The organism is Psychrobacter sp. H8-1, from assembly GCF_904846575.1.
In the GTDB taxonomy this organism is placed as follows: Bacteria; Pseudomonadota; Gammaproteobacteria; order Pseudomonadales; family Moraxellaceae; genus Psychrobacter; species Psychrobacter fulvigenes.
This window is the reverse complement of sequence record NZ_CAJHBG010000001.1, coordinates 2,320,067-2,338,232: the sequence shown is the minus strand read 5'-3', so window position 1 is coordinate 2,338,232 and position 18,166 is coordinate 2,320,067. Positions and strand designations below refer to the sequence as shown.

Annotated in this window: 16 protein-coding genes; 9 read left to right on the top strand and 7 right to left on the bottom strand. The window is 44.6% G+C overall.

Annotation, left to right across the window (positions count from 1 at the left end; translation table 11 throughout):
• Window positions 1-12 precede the first annotated feature (12 nt).
• The gene (locus tag JMY01_RS09550) at window positions 13-738 is read left to right on the top strand and encodes a DUF3726 domain-containing protein (RefSeq protein WP_201575348.1); all 726 of its coding nucleotides are present in this window, start codon (window positions 13-15) and stop codon (window positions 736-738) included.
• Between the two features lie 67 nt (window positions 739-805).
• Here JMY01_RS09550 and JMY01_RS09545 read toward each other — a convergent pair whose 3' ends face one another.
• The 6 genes from JMY01_RS09545 to pstS all read right to left on the bottom strand — a co-directional run bounded on the left by JMY01_RS09545 (window position 806) and on the right by pstS (window position 6,667).
• Window positions 806-1,168, bottom strand: a complete 363-nt coding sequence (locus JMY01_RS09545; protein WP_201575346.1) for an MliC family protein — start codon at window positions 1,166-1,168, stop codon at window positions 806-808.
• Between the two features lie 175 nt (window positions 1,169-1,343).
• A complete protein-coding gene (gene phoU / locus JMY01_RS09540; protein ID WP_201575344.1) occupies window positions 1,344-2,138 on the bottom strand; it encodes a phosphate signaling complex protein PhoU in 795 nt (264 codons plus the stop codon).
• Between the two features lie 223 nt (window positions 2,139-2,361).
• A complete protein-coding gene (gene pstB / locus JMY01_RS09535) occupies window positions 2,362-3,120 on the bottom strand; it encodes a phosphate ABC transporter ATP-binding protein PstB (protein WP_227678023.1) in 759 nt (252 codons plus the stop codon).
• 251 nt (window positions 3,121-3,371) lie between these two features.
• Window positions 3,372-4,274, bottom strand: a complete 903-nt coding sequence (gene pstA, locus JMY01_RS09530) for a phosphate ABC transporter permease PstA (protein WP_201575340.1) — start codon at window positions 4,272-4,274, stop codon at window positions 3,372-3,374.
• 65 nt (window positions 4,275-4,339) lie between these two features.
• Entirely contained in the window at window positions 4,340-5,293 is a 954-nt protein-coding gene (gene pstC, locus JMY01_RS09525) for a phosphate ABC transporter permease subunit PstC (RefSeq protein ID WP_201575338.1), read from the bottom strand.
• Window positions 5,294-5,503: 210 nt separating this feature from the next.
• Window positions 5,504-6,667: a phosphate ABC transporter substrate-binding protein PstS gene (pstS, locus tag JMY01_RS09520; RefSeq protein ID WP_201575336.1), complete on the bottom strand. Its 1,164-nt coding sequence runs from the start codon at window positions 6,665-6,667 to the stop codon at window positions 5,504-5,506.
• 319 nt (window positions 6,668-6,986) lie between these two features.
• Here pstS and ccmI point away from each other — a divergent pair, with 319 nt between their 5' ends.
• The 5 genes from ccmI (at window position 6,987) to torD (ending at window position 14,073) form a co-directional block, all read left to right on the top strand.
• Window positions 6,987-8,267 carry a c-type cytochrome biogenesis protein CcmI gene (gene ccmI, locus JMY01_RS09515; RefSeq protein WP_201575334.1) on the top strand — a complete coding sequence of 427 codons (1,281 nt, stop codon included), beginning with the start codon at window positions 6,987-6,989 and terminating at the stop codon, window positions 8,265-8,267.
• A 701-nt stretch (window positions 8,268-8,968) separates the two neighbouring features.
• Window positions 8,969-9,142 carry a periplasmic nitrate reductase, NapE protein gene (locus JMY01_RS09510; RefSeq protein ID WP_201575332.1) on the top strand — a complete coding sequence of 58 codons (174 nt, stop codon included), beginning with the start codon at window positions 8,969-8,971 and terminating at the stop codon, window positions 9,140-9,142.
• A 112-nt stretch (window positions 9,143-9,254) separates the two neighbouring features.
• Window positions 9,255-10,499 carry a pentaheme c-type cytochrome TorC gene (gene torC / locus JMY01_RS09505; RefSeq protein ID WP_201575330.1) on the top strand — a complete coding sequence of 415 codons (1,245 nt, stop codon included), beginning with the start codon at window positions 9,255-9,257 and terminating at the stop codon, window positions 10,497-10,499.
• 174 nt (window positions 10,500-10,673) lie between these two features.
• Window positions 10,674-13,214, top strand: coding sequence for a trimethylamine-N-oxide reductase TorA (gene torA, locus JMY01_RS09500; protein ID WP_265089866.1), 2,541 nt, complete (start codon window positions 10,674-10,676; stop codon window positions 13,212-13,214).
• A gap of 163 nt (window positions 13,215-13,377) precedes the next feature.
• Complete coding sequence (gene torD / locus JMY01_RS09495) at window positions 13,378-14,073, top strand: molecular chaperone TorD (protein WP_201575327.1); 696 nt, start codon at window positions 13,378-13,380, stop codon at window positions 14,071-14,073.
• 121 nt (window positions 14,074-14,194) lie between these two features.
• Here torD and JMY01_RS09490 read toward each other — a convergent pair whose 3' ends face one another.
• Window positions 14,195-14,614, bottom strand: a complete 420-nt coding sequence (locus tag JMY01_RS09490) for a hypothetical protein (protein ID WP_201575326.1) — start codon at window positions 14,612-14,614, stop codon at window positions 14,195-14,197.
• Between the two features lie 343 nt (window positions 14,615-14,957).
• Here JMY01_RS09490 and glp point away from each other — a divergent pair, with 343 nt between their 5' ends.
• The 3 genes from glp to moaB all read left to right on the top strand — a co-directional run bounded on the left by glp (window position 14,958) and on the right by moaB (window position 18,165).
• Entirely contained in the window at window positions 14,958-16,247 is a 1,290-nt protein-coding gene (gene glp / locus JMY01_RS09485; RefSeq protein WP_201575325.1) for a gephyrin-like molybdotransferase Glp, read from the top strand.
• Window positions 16,248-16,460: 213 nt separating this feature from the next.
• Window positions 16,461-17,558, top strand: a complete 1,098-nt coding sequence (gene moaA / locus JMY01_RS09480; protein WP_201575324.1) for a GTP 3',8-cyclase MoaA — start codon at window positions 16,461-16,463, stop codon at window positions 17,556-17,558.
• A 76-nt stretch (window positions 17,559-17,634) separates the two neighbouring features.
• On the top strand, window positions 17,635-18,165 hold the full coding sequence (moaB, locus tag JMY01_RS09475; protein WP_201575323.1) for a molybdenum cofactor biosynthesis protein B: 531 nt from the start codon (window positions 17,635-17,637) through the stop codon (window positions 18,163-18,165).
• Window position 18,166 lies beyond the last annotated feature (1 nt).

The window sequence follows — 18,166 nt, the reverse complement described above, 5'->3', positions numbered from 1 at the left end:
GGAGGTTTGGACATGATTGTATCGCATAATGAAATCGTAGCAATGGTGTATAAAGCCTTTACTGGCATGCACCGAGAAGTAGGCGAGGCTGATGTGATCGCTTCAATGGTGGCTGAGCTGGAGATGGCAGGACTCGACGGTGTACGCCACTTTAATAATGCCAGTCCATATATCTTAACTGAACAAGATACGCCCATTGATATCGTCCATCAAGAAACAGGCGCGATTCGCTTTGATTTGCATGGCAGCAGTTTGATTTGTCACTTGCCTGCCATCATGGACTACGCACTAGAAAAAATGGGCTATCTGGATCATTTTCAAATTTATATAATGAACTGTCATAATCGCTGGCTGGCCTATAGTGAGTTGGTTAAATTGGCTGATAATGGCATTGCCTGTCTGGCGAAATGGGATAATGGTACAGCACCCAAGCATACTTTATTTACGCTTAATCAAGGCTTTGTCTATCCTGATTTGTACTTTTTTAATGAACCACAAGACAATTATAATACCAACGATATGATCATTGAGCTGGCGACTGCTAACTTCGATATTGAGCAAGACATCGAGCATTTCGATCATAAGATATCGACGGATGAGCTGTTTGAGACCCATCAGCGCTCATGGAAAGAGGGCATTCATGTCGATGATAAACAGTGGGCGATACTCAAAAAAACAGCTGCGGCTATATTGGTGGAAAACAGCGAGATGTCAAGTAAAGGCGCAGGCGGGGTATAAAAACTCATGCTTATTAACCGCTGTAAAAAGCCATTAATAAGCATGAGCCGTAACAACTAGTAGACGTCTATCTTTTTAGAGTACAGTTGACCTTGTATACACGGTCGTTTACTGAGCGGATACTTAGGATGCCAACTTTGGCTTTAGTCTGCCACTCGTAGCTGGCTGTAGAGCTTGACTCTTTAACATAACGAGCACCAGAGCCTGATACTGCTTGTCTAAGACTGACTTTTTGATTTTTTATACCGAGTCTGGGTAGAGTCAGGCTTAAGTTAGCGACTTTGCCATTGGCTACATAAGCGGCGGTCACTTTAGAGTTGTCATCACAGGTAAAGGTTTGAGCTTGCGTGCTACTACTATTCATGGGTGCGTTCGTCGCGCAGGCTGCTAGTAATAAGGCAACAGGGGTGACAGCCAGTGACTTTTTCATAATATTCCTCAACGGTACTAATAATTCATCAGAGTAACGAAACGAGGCATATATTACATCAAACTGGGTTTTTTCTTGTTGTGATTTGGCTGAGTGATTGTCACAATCAAAGCGCTGAAGACGAAACAAAAGAGTAGTAACTGTTTGAACAATCCTGATTGGCCTGATTGTCTTGTCAGCCTTCGCCAGTATTTGACGAATCAAAGTCAACTATCGCCATGCTAGCTGATGTCGTACTGACTTGGCGTGCCGCCATTCTTTCATTGGCTTCTTGCACGGCTTTTTCGACCAAAGCATAGTCCGAATGGCGTACATCTTGCCCGCTAATATAGTTAATCACCAGCTCGGCGACGTTCTGTGCATGGTCGCCAACACGCTCAAGCGCGCGTAATACCCACATGATATTAATGACCTTTGAGACGTGCCGTGCATCCTCCATGATATAAGTCATCAAGGCTCGAATCGCCGATTGGTATTCATCATTGACCACGCCATCATTACGCATGACTTCAAATGCCTGCTCCGCATTGGACTGACTAAAGGCTTCTAGCGCATTGTGTAGCATGATACGAACCTGATTGCTTAAATGTTGGACCTCAGCGTAACCGTATGATGACTTGCCTTGTGCTGCAATTTTACTGGCCATTTGGGCGATTTTGACCGCTTCATCGCCGATACGCTCTAAGTCAACCACGCCTTTACTAATGGACATGACCAAGCGTAAATCACTGGCAGCTGGCTGGCGTTTGGCGACCAACAGTAAGATATGCTCATCGAGCTCAACTTCCATGCGATTGATATCAAAATCCATGTCGATGACTTCTTGTGCCAGCGTTTCATCTTTATCGATAAGCGCATGGATGGCTTTGGCGACTTGGTTGGCAGCGCTATCACCCATGTATAAAAATAAGCGAATGGCCTCATCAAGATCTTGATCAAAACTTTTAGAGATATGCTTGTCACTTTGCATGAGAGGTATTCCCTGAATATCCGTATTTTAGTTTAGTCAGTTCAACATAAAAGAAGGGCACTGTTAATGACGTGCTACTGGGATAAATTTTTCTCGCTTTCTGTGCGCAGGCCAGACAGATGCTTTGCAAAATTCACCCCAGCAGTACATGTAACTTTTAAAATCAAACAGCTATAGCGTGATATGTTTTGAGTTTACATAAATAGTTTTAATCTGCTCAACGTTAACCATAACGACCCGTAATATAATCTTCCGTCGCTTTTTGCGTAGGCGTAGTAAATACTTGATCCGTTTCGCCCATCTCAATCATATCGCCCAAGTACATATAGACTGTATAGTCTGATACTCGCGCCGCCTGCTGCATGTTATGGGTGACGATGGCAATGGTGTAGTCGTTTTTTAAATCTTCTATCAAATCTTCGATTGCGCCCGTTGAGATAGGATCCAATGCGGAGGTTGGTTCATCAAGTAACAGCACTTCAGGCTTGGTAGCGACACTACGGGCGATACACAGTCGTTGCTGCTGTCCGCCTGATAAAGATAAGCCTGACGCTTTTAGCTTGTCTTTTACTTCTGGCCATAATGCAGATTTTTTTAGCGCCCATTCCACGCGATTATCCAGCTCAGCTTTGCTTAACTTTTCATAGAGACGCACACCAAAGGCGACATTATCATAGATGGACATCGGGAACGGAGTAGGCTTCTGAAAGACCATACCGACTTGCGCGCGCAGCAGGTTGACATCGACGTCTTTGCCTAAGATGTTTTTGCCGTCAAGGTCGATATTGCCTTCTGCACGCATGCCGGGGTATAGGTCATACATACGGTTAAAGGTACGTAGCAGGGTCGATTTTCCGCAACCTGAAGGGCCGATGAAGGCAGTCACTTTCTTATCAGGAATGTCGATATTGATATTTTTTAGCGCCTGAAAATCACCATAATAAAAACTCAAATCACGAATCTGCATTTTTGCTGCAGGCATGTTTTTGGGAATATCATGCAGTGTTTGCTTGGTTAAGTTTGCCGCATCTGGCTGCTGCATTTGCGCTGACGTCGACATCGGTCTGTTTAGTAGATTGCCTGTTGGCGTATTGAAATTATTCGTATTAGTTGTTGTACGGGCTTTGCTTATGACGTCATTCATAATGTTATCCAACCTAGCTTAATGAATATAAATTTAAGTAAATGCTGTCTGTAGAGTGATTTGGCGGCAGGCTTTATTGACTCTGACTGCTATTTGGTTTGACCGCGACTGCCAATGAATCTTGCCAAGACATTTAATACCAATACCGAAGCAGTGATAAGCAGTGCCGCTGCCCATGCGAGTGCATGCCAATTGTCATAAGGGCTCATGGCAAACTGATAGATGGTATTAGGCAAGTTAGCAATCGGCTGGCTCATATCGGTACTAAAGTATTGGTTATTCAATGCCGTAAATAGCAATGGCGCCGTCTCACCGGTGATTCTGGCAAAGGCCAACAATACGCCTGTGGTAAGCCCAGCTCGAGCTGCTTTGATAGTCACTTGCGTGACCATTTTCCACTTCGGTGTACCCAGTGCATAAGCCGCTTCACGAATACTGTTGGGCACTAAATTAAGCATGTTTTCAGTCGTACGTACAACCACAGGAATGACAATCAATGCCAATGCCAGTGCGCCGGCCCAACCAGAAAAGCTTTGGCCTTTTACCATCAAGGCATAAATAAAGAGACCAATCACAATCGACGGTGCAGAGAGCAAAATATCGTTTAAGAATCGCGTCACTTTGCCAAGCATGCTGCCTTGCGAAAACTCAGACAAATAAATCCCTGTCATCAGGCCAATGGGCGCACCGATGAACAATCCCGAAAACGCCAACATGACTGAACCAACAATGGCGTTGCGTAAACCGCCTGCGCTCATCGGCGGCGGCGTGTCGGCAGTAAATATAGGCATTTGCACCATGCCTTGGAAACCTTCAACGAAGAGCGTAAATAAAATCCAAAACAACCAAATTAGGCCAAAAACCATTGCTGACATAGCAAAGCCTAGACCAAGCTTATTGGCCCAGCGCCGCTTGTTATAAAGGCGCTTGTTATAACGACCTTCAAAGCTTGTCTTAACAGGTAGCGCTGAATTCATAGCATCAGTAGGCATAACACTCATTTCCCATATTTTTATCAGTACCAATAACCATCAAAATCTGTCAAAAAACCGAGCTACTATCGATTACCTGCTTTGTGATCCATGCGCATCAGCATCAGCTTAGCTAACGACAGCACAATGAAAGTGATGACAAATAGAATTAAACCTAAATGTAATAACGACGCCAGATGCAACTCACTAGAGGCTTCTGCAAATTCATTGGCAAGGGCTGAGGTAATGGTGACCCCAGAAGTAAATAGACTGGGACTGATATTAAAGGCGTTGCCGATAAGGAAGGTCACGGCCATGGTCTCGCCAAGGGCACGACCCAGTCCTAAGATGACGCCACCAACGACGCCAGCTTTGGTATACGGCAAGATAATCTTGAACATGACTTCCCAAGTCGTCGCCCCCATGCCGTAAGCCGATTCTTTTAATAAATCTGGTACCACGGAAAAGACGTCGCGCATGGTGGCCGCGATAAAAGGAATAATCATGATGGCAAGTACCAGTGAAGCGGTAAACATCCCCAGCCCCATTGGTGCACCTGTAAATAGCTTACCGATGATGGGCAGTGGGCCAACGTGTTCGATAAACCACGGCTGAATGTGATCGCCAAAAAAGGGCGCAAATACAAACAACCCCCACATACCGTAAATGATAGAGGGGATACCTGCCAGCAGCTCAATAGCGATACCGAGGGGCTTTTTTAAGAAATTCGGACACATCTCGGTCAGAAATATCGCAATACCAAAGCTGACTGGTACGGCAATTAAAATAGCGATAAACGAAGTGACCAGCGTGCCATAAATAGGCGCTAGCGCACCGTACTCATTGGCAACCGTATCCCAGTTATTACTGGTATAAAAGCCGAGACCAAATGTTTGAATGCTTGGCCAAGCGCCAATAACTAAAGAGACTAGAATGCCGCCCAATGATAAGAGAACGAGGATGGCAAAAGCCTTGGTTGCATTGACGAATAGCGCGTCGTAACGTTTTTGTTTAGCCAGTTGGGACCTTAGGTCATTCATAAGTGTCTCAGCATTAAGTAGGGTTAGATCAAAAGTTTTAGAGAGTTTAATCAGGTCTTATCACAGCAAACTAAATCTTAATCAGTAGTGCTATTAACGGTAATTAATAACTCCACTTTTAAATTTGTTGTGATAAAACCTCTTAAACAACGACTGGAGAATAATTATTTAAGAGGGTAACTTTAGAATCATTACAAGGTTTTTTAAAAACTACTGAGCTGGAGTATAGACTGGCTGACCATCACTGCCTTTGACTTCATTCCACTGCGCTTTAAAGAGCGCAACAGCGGTATCAGAGAAAGGAACATAATCAAGGGCTAAGGCATCATCATCGCCTTGAGCGTAAGCCCAGTCGAAGAAGTTCAACACGCCAGCCACTTGCTGTGGGTTTTCTGGCTGCTTATGTACCAAGATAAAAGTAGCAGCTGCGATTGGCCATGCTTGCTCCGTCTCAGAGTTGGTGATGACTTTATAAAAGCCTGCTTGCTGTGACCAATCGATATCACCTGCCGCTGCAAAGGTCTCAGCAGATGGCTGCACGAAGTTGCCCGCCGCATTTTTTAGTGCCGCATGTGCCATGTTGTTTTGCTTGGCGTAAGCGTACTCGACATAGCCGATAGAGTTTTTCATACGATTGACGTAACTTGATACGCCCTCGTTACCTTTACCACCTGCACCCGTGGCAGAGGTTGGCCATTTGACGGTTTTATCAACACCAACGCTGTCTTTCCAGTCAGTTGAAACCTTGGCCAGATAATCGGTGAAGTTAAAGGTCGTACCTGAACCGTCCGAACGAAATACGGTGGTAATGGCAGCATCAGGCAAGGTTAAGTCTGGGTTTAGATTAGCAATAGCAGGGTCATTCCAGTTGCTAATTTTTCCTAAATAGATATCCGCTAAAGCCGCACCGTCCAATTTCAGCTGGCCTGGCTCTACGCCATCGATGTTTACAATCGGTACGACGCCACCGATAACGGTCGGAAACTGAATAAGCCCTGCTGCGTCCAACTCTTCAGGTGTCATCGGTGCATCAGACGCACCGAAATCTACCGTTTTTGCTTCGATTTGCTTGATACCACCAGAGGAGCCGATTGATTGGTAGTTCACCTGACCGCCAGTCGCGGCATTGTAGTCATAAGACCATTTGGCATAGATAGGTTGCGGGAATGAAGCACCTGCACCGGTGATATTCATGGCGATGTTTTCAGCAGATTTAAAATCAGTCGCTGTAGTAGACGCTGTACTAGTGGTGGTTTCAGCCGCTGTTACGGCGCTACTGCTATCAGCAGCTGAGCTTGAGGGGTCGGTCGATTTATTACAAGCTGTGAGTACTAAGGTACAACTAACAGCGACTGCTAATAACGAATAACGCATGTAGGACTCCTAAAGTTTGACAAGGGTGCAAGACGTATTACCTGTGAGATGTGTCGCAGTTTGCCAAGCTTTGATGACAGTTTGATGACAATAGGAAAAATCTTATGATTAATAAAAGGTCTTTTGTCCAAACGATTGAAAGTATTGGTGTTTTTTATTAGGTATAAATAGAAGTGTGATAAGGCGTTAAGAAGTAAGCGTCATCTTCCAGTGTTATTTTACAAACTCAGGACAAAGTCAGAATTAGTGCTAAAATAGCAGCCACGAGCTAAGCCATCCATCAATCGATTGAACAAACACGCGATGAAGAGAAGTTTTTATGAGTGCGTTTTCTAATTTTGGCTTATTTATTACTTTAAGCCTGCTAATCTCAATAGTGTTGGCTTTGATAGTCATTGCACCTTGGCTGCGTCTAAAAAAACATCCAGATATTGTAGTAGACAATCAACTCATCGATATCAATATTGATGTCTATAAATCAAGACTGCGTGAGCTAAGTACTGATAAACAAGAGGGAGTCATCAGTGAGTCCCATTATCAAGCGCAAAAAACAGAGCTTGAGCGTCAATTATTGGATGCTGAGCAAGTGACGACAGCCATGCAGCCCCCAAGTTTGGTCAGTCGTTTGATGCTCATACTCTGGATACCTGTGCTGGCTGGATCGGCTTATATGATTATCAGCGACCGCAGCAATGTGTTCACTTTATGGCAAGAGCAACAAGTCGTCGGTCAAGTAGCAGATGATTTGCTCACGGGCAAGATAGACGAACCGCCAGAGTGGGCAATGAAAGAAGGGTTGGCGCTTTTTTCTGCGATGCAGACCAACGTCCACCACAATGCGCATGACCCACAGCGCTGGTTAAAGCTCGCTGAGATGTTTTTGTCATTTGGGGCGACCGAGTCAGGTCTAGAAGCGCTATCGAGGGCTTATAGATTGTCTCCTGATAATGAGGATGTTGCGATGATGTATGCTCAGACCAGCTTCTTTGCTCTAGGTGGTAGCTTGGATGATAATATCCGCCGTACTTTGCAAGGCGTGCTTGATAGTAGCCCAAATAAAGAAGAAGCGCAGATGATGATGGCAATGGGTGAAGCGCGCGCAGGTAACTACGAGCAGGCGCAAGATTGGATAGCTAAGATGCGCAGCAGCTTTGAGCAAAGGGCAGGAGACTATAGTCATGAAATAAGTGGTTTAGACAATCTGGCCGCTGATATCACTAATCAACAAGCGCAGGCAGCTGACGGCTTTGAGGTGACCGTCACCGTGATACCAAGCTTGTTGCCTTTGATAGTCGCCGAGGATGTATTGTTTGTTGCTATTCGGGCAGCGGAAGGCGGAGCGCCTTATGCGGCAAAACGTGTACCGATTAGTAATTTAAAGCAAGGCCGCATTGCGGTAAGTCTAAGCAATGCAGATATGATGATGCCAGATCGAACGTTGCAATCGGCGCAAGCGTCAGGTGAGCAGTTGGTCGTGACCGCCAGAATCAGTCGTTCTGGTAGCGCAAACTCTCAGTCTGGTGATTTATCAACTAACCCAATCATGCTAGCAAACGAGCAGCAGCAAGTGAGTATCGAAATCAATCAGCAAGTGCCTTAAATGTTAGAAGCTCCTAAGTAATTGTCACTTGGTACTTAATATTTCAAAATAGCACTAACTATCAACTCAGACATCGGTTAAGAGGTTTTGTAATCAAACACCTTTAATCGATGCCACGCCTTTTTATCTACGAAATTCCTACTTATTTACGGTACTTTTTTTATCCTTAACAATCTAAACACCTATCGCAATAGCGTTTTTTCCAAACTATATTAGCCATTTTCTAGCCAATATGGTTCTTGGTTTCTTATGACTTTTGATTTATGAACAGTCTTTTTTAAGTGTACTATTGTGTACTTATATTCAAAGTTTTTAGCATTAATGGGTTTTCAATTATTTTAAAGTGATACATATAAAAAAGGTTTGATGTTTTCTGAGTGGAGTAATGCTAAAGAGAATAAGTTTCCCTCCTTTTTTAGACTAAATGTATCTAGTTTGTCACAAAATAATAAGATTTTATGTTATCCTCTATATGTATAGGGAATTAGTTTTTCAGCTAGCAGCTGACAATGATTCTCAATGATCTAAACGGTTTGAAACATCCTATATTGGATAATGGTTATTTAAAAATAAAGCATACAACCAGTCATAATCGTACTTAAAAATAAACAAAAGTTTGCGTGTTTTTATATCGTTTATAGATATCTTGCATGAACTTATTTAGGCTCATTAGCTATCGTGAACATATTGAGAGGTGTGCTATGCCACATGAAAAGCAACTGAAGCAAAAAGACCAGCAACCAGTCAAGCGTCAATGGCTCAGCGCTTTGGTGATGTCTTTTATTGCCTTGCCAATTATAGCTGCGTTATTTTTAGCGGCTTATGGCTTTATCGTTTGGTTTGGGCAAATGTGGTTCTGGGGGCCACCGTCCTAATCTATTATTAGACCGTCTATTTGGGGCGGTCTTTCCGTATATTTAGTATCTTCGTACAGAGTGCTAAACACATTACCGCATACATTATTATGAAAAATGGTAAGGATATATCATGAACGCTATTAAACGCCTACTTGGCTGGCTGCGTCGTCTTCTGTTTAAACCTTCAACACAAATCGGACTAGGCATTTTGGTCATCATTGGGTTTGCTGGTGGCGTTTGGTTCTGGGCAGGTTTTACAACAGCACTTGAGGCGACCAACTCCGAAGAGTTTTGTTTATCTTGTCACACGATGGAAGATAACATGCTGCCTGAGCTACAAAAAACAGTGCATTGGCAAAACCGTACTGGTGTCCGAGCTGAGTGTCAGGACTGTCACGTACCACATGAATTCACCGATAAAATGGCGCGTAAGATGCAAGCCTCACGTGAAGTATTGTCACATGTGATGGGCGACATCGGCACTCGCGAAAAATTCTTGGATCATCGTATCGTACTGGCGCAGCGCGAGTGGGATCGTTTTAAGGCCAACGACTCAAAAGAATGCCGTGCGTGTCATGACTATGACAGCATGGACTTTAGCAAGATGCGAGTCACCTCACAGATGATCATGCGTAGTGCGGCTGAGCGTGATGCTAGCTGTGTCGATTGTCATAAAGGTATTGCGCATGAGCTGCCTAATACTGAAGGTATGCACAACCCAGCGTTTGATTCTCTGCTCTCTGAAGCAGGAAGTGTCAAAGCCAAAGAAGGCGGAACATACTTCAACGTCATTCCGCAAGCTCTGTACACCACCAAGGATAAAGACACTCAAGCGGGTACTATTGAGATTGCGACCCCGGTAAAAGTCATTGCTCATGAAGGCGATATGACTCAGATTGAGCTTGATATGTGGCGCAAAAACAAAGGCTTTGGCCGTGTTTGGTACACATACTTTGGTCTAAATATCCCTGATGTCACCATCAATAAAGACTTAGCTCGTGATAAAGACTTAGTGACGGTCACAAGCTCTAAAGAAGATCCGTTGACGGGTCTTGAATGGCAAAAAGTCAGTGGTACATTCTGGGTCGCTGACGGTGGTCTGATGGAAAGTATCGAGTCTGCATGGGACATAGCGAGTCAGACTTACGAGGACAACTGTAGTACTTGTCACCGTCAACCTGCACCAAGCTCACACGACGCCAACCAGTGGCCTGGTCTGTGGAGTGGGATGGTAGGGTTTACCAACCTAGATGACGAGACTGGCGCGTTGGTTCTAAAATACCTGCAGCTGAACTCATCAGACTTCGGTGAAGCCTCTGAAGGTGGTTTGATTGAACACACCATTCAAGATGCCAGACCAGGGATATCTAAGTAGTCTAAGTAGTCTAAGAAGTCATGCGCTAACCGGCTAAGCAGTCGGTTAGCGACATCAAATATTAGCTAAATACTTGCTAAACAAACATAGTCAAATGGCAACTGGATTGAAGAAAAAGTCAGCCTGACGACACAAAAGCATATTGCAAAGCGTCATCTTGTAATTGGAGAAAGTATGATGAAGAACATGAATCGAAGAGGGTTTCTAAAGTCGTTAGCAGCCTTGTCAGGGACTGCGTTACTGCCGATGCCTCTACTGGCCAAAGACAGTATTGTGACCAGTGTCGTCACCAGACCAAATGGTGAAAAAGTCGATATCAGTAGCTGGAAAATGTCAGGTGCTCATTGGGGTGCTTTCCGTGCAAAGGTTGAGGCAAACAGAGTTGTTGAGATTTTACCCTTTGAGTTTGATCAGTATCCTACTGATATATTGGATGGCACACTAGGCGTTATCTATAGCCCATCGCGGGTACGCTATCCCATGATACGTCTTGATTGGTATAAAAACCGTCATAAGAGTGATACCAGTCAACGTGGTGACAACCGCTTTGTGCGTGTGGGCTGGGATGAAGCGTTAGATCTGCTTTATGAAGAGCTTGAGCGTGTGCAAAGAAACCACGGTCCTTGGGCGCTACATACAGCAAACGTCGGTTGGCGCTCAGTGGGCAACGTCCACAGCTGCGGTAACCACATGTTACGTGCCATTGCGATGCACGGTAATAGCGTTGGTACGGCAGGGGATTACTCTACTGGTGCTGGTCAGGTTATTTTGCCATATATCTTAGGATCAACAGAGGTATACTCGCAAGGAACCTCTTGGCCATTGATTCTTGATAACTCAAAAGTCATCATCTTTTGGGCCAATGACCCTGTCAAAAACTTGCAAGTAGGTTGGAATACAGAAACGCATGAAGCCTATGAGTACTTAGAAAAACTGCGTGATAAGGTCAGAGACAAAGACATTCAAGTGATTTGTATTGATCCAGTCAAGAGCAAAACTCAAAACTACCTAGATTGCGATCATCAATACATCAACCCATTGACCGATGTCGCATTTATGCTCGCGATTGCACATACTTTATATACTGAAAAGCTCTACGATAAAGAGTTTTTGGACATGTATGCGCTTGGCTTTGACGATTTTACCCCTTATCTAATGGGTAAGACCGAAGACATGGTAGAAAAGACACCAGAATGGGCGGCGCCGATTTGCGGGGTTGATGCAGATCGTATTCGTGAGCTTGCCCGTTTGATGGCCAGTAACCGTACGCAGCTTGTCTTTGGTTGGGCGATTCAACGTCAGCAGCATGGCGAGCAGCCTTATTGGATGGGAGCGATTATCGCCTCTATGCTCGGTCAGATAGGCTTGCCTGGTGGCGGCATCAGCTATTCGCATCACTATAGCTCTGTTGGCGTACCTGCCTCTGGTGCCTCTATGCCAGGAGCTTTCCCACTGAACCTAGATACAGGACGTAAGCCAAAGTATGATAATAGCGATTATCAAGGCTATAGCTCTGTTATTCCGGTGGCGCGATTTGTAGACTGTCTCTTAGAACCTGGCAAAAAAATCAACTTTAATGGTCAAGAAGTTACCTTGCCACCATTTAAGATGGCGGTTTTTTCAGGAAGTAACCAATGGCATCGCCACCAAGACCGCAACCGTATGAAAGAGGGTTATCGCAATATCGAGACAGTCGTTTCAGTAGATTATAACTGGACAGCGACTTGTCGTTTTGCGGATATTGTACTACCAGCTTGTACGCCATACGAGCGTAACGACCTTGATGCCTATGGCTCATACAGTAACCGTGGCGTGATTGCCATGCACAAACTGGTAGATCCTCTTTTCCAGTCAAAATCAGACTATGATATTTGGCGTGAATTCAGTAGACGTATGAACCGTCACTTAGAATACAGCCGCCAAATGGATGAGATGCAGTGGGTCGAGCAGATCTATGAAGACTGCCGTGGAGAGAACCTCAAAAAAGACTTCTATATGCCGCCATTTGCTGAGTTTTGGGAAAAAGGGTATGTGCTGTTCCCAGAAGGTGAAAACTGGGTGCGCCACGCTGACTTCCGTGAAGACCCTGAAGTGAATGCACTGGGTACGCCTTCAGGCTTTATCGAGATCAGTAGCCGTAAGATTGCAAGCTATGGCTACGAAGACTGTAAAGGCCATCCGATTTGGATGGAGAAAATTGAGCGCTCACATGGCGGCCCTGGCTCTGATAAATATCCTCTCTGGCTACAATCTGTGCATCCAGACACGCGTCTGCACTCACAGACGTGTGAGTCTGAAGCACGGCGTGAGGTTTATACAGTGCAAGGCCGTGAGCCTTGTTATATAGGTCCTGAGGATGCTAAGGCTCGCGGTATCAAAGATGGCGACCTTGTACGAGTCTACAATGACCGCGGTCAATTACTTGCGGGTGCGGTGATTTCAGATAACTTCCCGCCAGGGATTATTCGTATTCAAGAAGGTGCGTGGTATGGTCCTACAGGTCCTGAGATTGGGGCAATAGATACTTATGGTGACCCCAACACAGTATCATTGGACGTCGGTACCTCAAGCCTTGCCCAAGGCCCAAGTGCCAATACTTGTATCGTAGAGATAGAGAAGTTCACTGGTAAAGCACCAGCGGTCACCGCCTTTGGTGGTCCTAAATATGTCAATCCAGATGGCAGCCCAGAGACGGCAGATAGCTATTCGTCATAGATGAATGGTCAAAAGCTGTTTTATTAAATATGCCTTTGTATGTCATATTCATTATATCGAGCGATTGATAATGAGTGTGACTTATGAAGGCATTGTTTTGTATTCTAGGTTGCAAATTTTACGACTTTATTTTGTCAGAAACCCTGTATAAATTGGATATAACATGACCCTCTCAACAGACTCAACTTCAACAGATAAAACGACAGATACAGCGACACAGTGGCAAGCTGCTAATGCTGCCCGCTCTGCACTCTATCGCTGGTTTGCCGATGTTTTCGCTCGTGAGCTTACCAGTGATACTCTCAATGACTGGCAGAACAACCAAACCTTTGATGGCATCCATGAGGCTTTTGTCAGCTTGGATCTAGAGCCTTATAGTGCTCGTGTCAAAAAAGCCATTGACGATCTTGAGCAGCTGCCCAAAGAGCATAGAGCGCTTGAGCTTGCTGCTGATTTTGCCCAGATCTTCTTGCTAAGTGGTGATGACAGTGCGCCACCTTATGCTTCTTATTATTTGAGTGAAGATAAGCAGCTTTATAATGAGCCTACCAAGCAGATGCATCAGTTTTTAGCCAGTCAACACCTAAAACTGCATGCTGAGTTTCATGAGCCTGATGATCATGTGAGTGTTTACTTTATGGTCATGAGCTTGTGGATTGATAGTAGCATGGAGCAAAATATCGACATGAGCGATGTCGCGCAAGAGCAAGTCGAGTTTTTGGACACTGCACTGCTAAGCTGGCTATCTAAATTCAATGAACGTTGTCAAAAAATCCGCGTAAAAACCGATGTGTATCCGGCTTTGGTCGCACTGGCCGAGCAGTTTGTTTTGGCAGATCGGGAAGCGTTAGACTTTTAAGATTGGCTACTACGCCATTGAGTTTTGTGCTTTGAAATTTTTGCAATTGGCTTAGAGAGGCTCAGACATGCCACTATTTGCCTGAGCCTTTATTCATGTGTAAAAGACACGTAACGTAAAACTAATAAGCCGACTCTTCTGCATCTATAGCACCATCTACTGATTCAGCGTCATCGGTAGTAGCACTGCCTACAGTGGTGTTCGCTGCATCATGGCTTACGGTGTCTGCTGTTTCAGCGACAGCACCTGCATTCGCTGGCTCGTCTTGACTAGGCGCTATAGGATTGTCTTCACGATCAACAATCATAGGTGCATTAGAAGCGGCAACTTCAGCGGCAGCTTCTTCTTCGGATGTTTGAAAGTCAAACTCATGAACTGAGCTTTCTTGAGCCTCTTGGGTACAGGCACCAAGCGCCAATGCTACTGTGACCAAAGAGAGGCTAAATAGCTTTTTATACTTAAGCTGGTGAGCAAGTGACGGTTTGCACGTAGTGGATTCTATTGTAGTAGTGTCGGTGCTTTTGACAGTAGCTCTAGTCATTTTATGCTCCATTATTCAATGTATTTGATAGTTAAAGTTAACTATGATTGACGCTATATGTATATCGTAGTTCTGTTAAGTGGCTATACAGCAACGCCTTAAGCAAATCTTATTGAGCTTAGATATAGTCAGTTGAAAATAAAACCGTTATATAAATTTAAACGCGCTACTAGTATAAATTTTACTTGCGTGCTGTGTTCTTTTTAGAGTGCATCGACTATAATAGCCAGATAACAGGGCCTACTAGATAGCTGATATAATGAGGTAATAGGTATAAACCTAAACTAAGATGACGGGCTTTGCCACAAATAGTATTGTCACAAATAAAAAAGAGTATGTCACTATGATTACCGTTGAACAGCTCCAAGACGCTATCATGCAGCGTATCGATAGCTTTAATCAAACAGACTTGCCGATAGAGAAAAGAAATCATAAAACTTGTGCGTTGTTAGACAGCAAAAACCACATATTGGCAAAGAATATCTTGTCACCCTTCAGTGTGCCTAGGAATGACTTGTCTGCTATGGATGGCTATGCCATTGCTCAAGGTAGTGACCTCTCACAAGGCAGTAAGATCGATATCGTTGGCGAGTCGCAAGCGGGCAGCCCTTATATCGGTGAGATAAATGTAGGGCAAGGAGTGCGTATCTTTACTGGTGCGGTGGTACCTAATGCCTGTGATACAGTTGTCATGCAAGAAAACACAAACTTCGATGACATAAAAAACACGATTGATAAGTCGCAGTCTTATCGCATAACCCTGACTCAAGATGCCAAAATCGATAGCAATATTCGCAAGCAAGGTGAGGAGATTGAGTCTGGTGATATCATACTTCAAGCTGGCAAGCGTATAAACCCTGCAGATATTAGCTTAATCGCCAATCTAGGTATTGATAGCGTTGAGGTCTATCAGCCACTGACTGTCGGGGTGCTGGCGACTGGTGATGAGTTGGTAGCATTGGGGTCGCCACTTAAAAGCTCGGCACAAATTTATAACTCTAATACGCCAACGCTCAAGACATTATTGGCAGACTTGCCAGTAGTCATCAAAGATTATGGCATCATTGCTGATGATTCGAATGAGACCAGCAGCACGGTTGCCAAGGCGATGCAAGAGTGTGATGTGCTTATCTCTACCGCTGGCGTGTCCGTAGGTGATTACGACTTTTTGACTACCGTGATTGAGCAGTTGGGTCAAATAAATCATTATAAAGTAGCGATGAAACCTGGCAAACCTTTCGTCTTTGGTGAATTAAATAAGTCGTTGGATAAACCAGTCTTGTACTTTGGGCTTCCAGGCAATCCTTTGTCCACCATAGTCGGCACATTGCAATTTGTAATCCCTGCTTTATGGCAGCTATCGGGTGCGCGCACTACTGAAGTACCACTGACGCTAAGCATGCAAGCCACCCTAACAAACGATGTCAAAAAATCAGTAGGGCGGATGGATTTTCAGCGTGGCATCTTGTCACAAGATAGTAAAGGACAGCTACAAGTCGAGAGCTTTGCCGTACAGGAGTCGCACCGTATCAAACAATTTAGCCAAGCCAACTGCCTGATTGTGTTGGCAAAAGATGAAGGCAACCTAAGCGCAGGCGCGCACGTACAGGTAAAACCCTATCCTTGGTCATAATAAAGCTATGGCGTGTCAGTGTCGGGGTTTGAGTCGAAGTGTCAGCTACTACTAAGGTGGTAGTTGATTACCTAAGGGGTGCATAGGCTGCAATCATAAAGGTGCTATACTAACAACAGAGCAGAAATCGATAGTAATCTTCTCTCATTTTTCATTCACAACCTGAGGCAACGCTTAGAGCACACACCATATTCAATATTAACGGTAATTATTATGAATCATCTCGCCCCAACTATAGGGAATGCCACTGTGTATTCACCCCTTGTTCCTGACGGGTATCAACCTATCACGCCTTCTATTTCGCACGCCTCACTCATAAACCCTAATACGCTTACGCAGCCATTAACAGATGGTTTCGCTCGGCGTCTGACGTATCTGCGTTTGTCTATCACAGACTTCTGTAATTTCCGCTGCGAATACTGTCTGCCTAATGGCTATCAAGGCAAGCGTCCTGATGACGAGCTAAGCGTGCCTGAGATTGCTACCTTGATACGCGGCTTTGCCCAAGTGGGGACTCAAAAGGTTAGAATCACGGGCGGTGAGCCATCCATTCGCCGTGATGTGGTAGAGATTATTCAAACCATCAAACAGACACCAGGTATTGAAACCGTCGCCATGACCAGTAATGGTTATAAGCTAGGCAAGCACTTAGCAAACTGGCAGGCAGCTGGGCTGAACCAGCTCAATATCAGCATGGACAGCTTTGATGCCAGCACCTTTCATAAGATGACAGGATTTGATACCTTGCCACAGCTAATGACGGATATGGATAAGCTGTTAGAAACCACCGATATTAAGCTCAAGATAAACAGTATCTTGATGGCAGAAACCGCCTTTGAAAATCTGATGAATGCCATCGACTACGTCAAAGATAGGCGAGTGACTTATCGCTTTATTGAGTTCATGCAGACCAGTGACAACAGCGATTTATTCTTTGCACAGCATGCTCAGTCGGACATCATCACGGATTACTTATTGGCGCACGGTTGGCAGACCCATGAGCGTGGTAGTACAGATGGGCCAGCGATAGAATATAGTCACCCAGACTATCTTGGCCGTATTGGTATGATTGCACCTTATGCTGCCCATTTCTGTGACAGCTGTAACCGTCTGCGGGTGAGCAGTAAAGGCAAAGTGCATTTGTGCTTATTCGACCAAGGCAACTATGATATCCGTGAGCATCTACAGCAAGACGATATTGCAGGTCTAGTCGATACTTTGCATAGCTTTATGCCGATTAAACCTGAGCATCATCATTTGCACGACTCCAACAGTGGCATCATGCACAACTTATCTTTAATCGGTGGTTAGAGATTGGTGGCTAGGCTTTATCCTCTTTATTTTATCGTTTTTAATTTTTACACATGACATATATTAAGGACTATCCATGAGCAAACCTGCAGCTGAATTTATTCCGCTTAATATCGCCATCCTAACTGTTTCTGATAGTCGTACGCTTGCAGAAGACACTTCAGGGCAGTACTTAGTTGATCAGCTGACGGCAGCAGGTCATAAGCTGGCGGATCGCGAGTTAATTATCGATGATATCTATAAAATTAGAGCAGTATTGAGTCGTTGGATTGCAGATCCAAGTATCCATGCGGTCATTACCACCGGCGGCACAGGTTTTTATATCAGAGACAGCATGCCAGAAGCGGCGAGCGTATTGTTTGATAAGTCGGTTGATGGCTTTGGTGAGATGTTCCGTTTAATCTCAAAAGACGATATTGGTATGTCTACTATCCAATCTCGAGCGATTGCAGGTATGGCAAATGGTACGGGGATATTCTGCTTGCCGGGCTCATCAGGTGCATGTCGCACAGGTTGGGAGGGCATATTAAAAGAGCAGCTTGATAGTCGTACGCGTCCGTGTAACTTTGTGCCACACTTTATGCGTACCAATCCTAGCCATGATTGAG

Bases quoted from the DNA above. Each gene is read 5' to 3' on its own strand.
- moaA (WP_201575324.1), top strand. From the start codon at position 16,461: ATGAATCATCTCGCCCCAACTATAGGGAATGCCACTGTGTATTCACCC.
- JMY01_RS09550 (WP_201575348.1), top strand. From the start codon at position 13: ATGATTGTATCGCATAATGAAATCGTAGCAATGGTGTATAAAGCCTTT.
- glp (WP_201575325.1), top strand. From the start codon at position 14,958: ATGATTACCGTTGAACAGCTCCAAGACGCTATCATGCAGCGTATCGAT.
- pstA (WP_201575340.1), bottom strand. From the start codon at position 4,274: ATGCCTACTGATGCTATGAATTCAGCGCTACCTGTTAAGACAAGCTTT.
- pstB (WP_227678023.1), bottom strand. From the start codon at position 3,120: ATGCCTGCAGCAAAAATGCAGATTCGTGATTTGAGTTTTTATTATGGT.
- pstS (WP_201575336.1), bottom strand. From the start codon at position 6,667: ATGCGTTATTCGTTATTAGCAGTCGCTGTTAGTTGTACCTTAGTACTC.
- phoU (WP_201575344.1), bottom strand. From the start codon at position 2,138: ATGCAAAGTGACAAGCATATCTCTAAAAGTTTTGATCAAGATCTTGAT.
- JMY01_RS09545 (WP_201575346.1), bottom strand. From the start codon at position 1,168: ATGAAAAAGTCACTGGCTGTCACCCCTGTTGCCTTATTACTAGCAGCC.
- torA (WP_265089866.1), top strand. From the start codon at position 10,674: ATGATGAAGAACATGAATCGAAGAGGGTTTCTAAAGTCGTTAGCAGCC.
- pstC (WP_201575338.1), bottom strand. From the start codon at position 5,293: ATGAATGACCTAAGGTCCCAACTGGCTAAACAAAAACGTTACGACGCG.
- JMY01_RS09510 (WP_201575332.1), top strand. From the start codon at position 8,969: ATGCCACATGAAAAGCAACTGAAGCAAAAAGACCAGCAACCAGTCAAG.
- torC (WP_201575330.1), top strand. From the start codon at position 9,255: ATGAACGCTATTAAACGCCTACTTGGCTGGCTGCGTCGTCTTCTGTTT.
- ccmI (WP_201575334.1), top strand. From the start codon at position 6,987: ATGAGTGCGTTTTCTAATTTTGGCTTATTTATTACTTTAAGCCTGCTA.
- JMY01_RS09490 (WP_201575326.1), bottom strand. From the start codon at position 14,614: ATGACTAGAGCTACTGTCAAAAGCACCGACACTACTACAATAGAATCC.
- moaB (WP_201575323.1), top strand. From the start codon at position 17,635: ATGAGCAAACCTGCAGCTGAATTTATTCCGCTTAATATCGCCATCCTA.
- torD (WP_201575327.1), top strand. From the start codon at position 13,378: ATGACCCTCTCAACAGACTCAACTTCAACAGATAAAACGACAGATACA.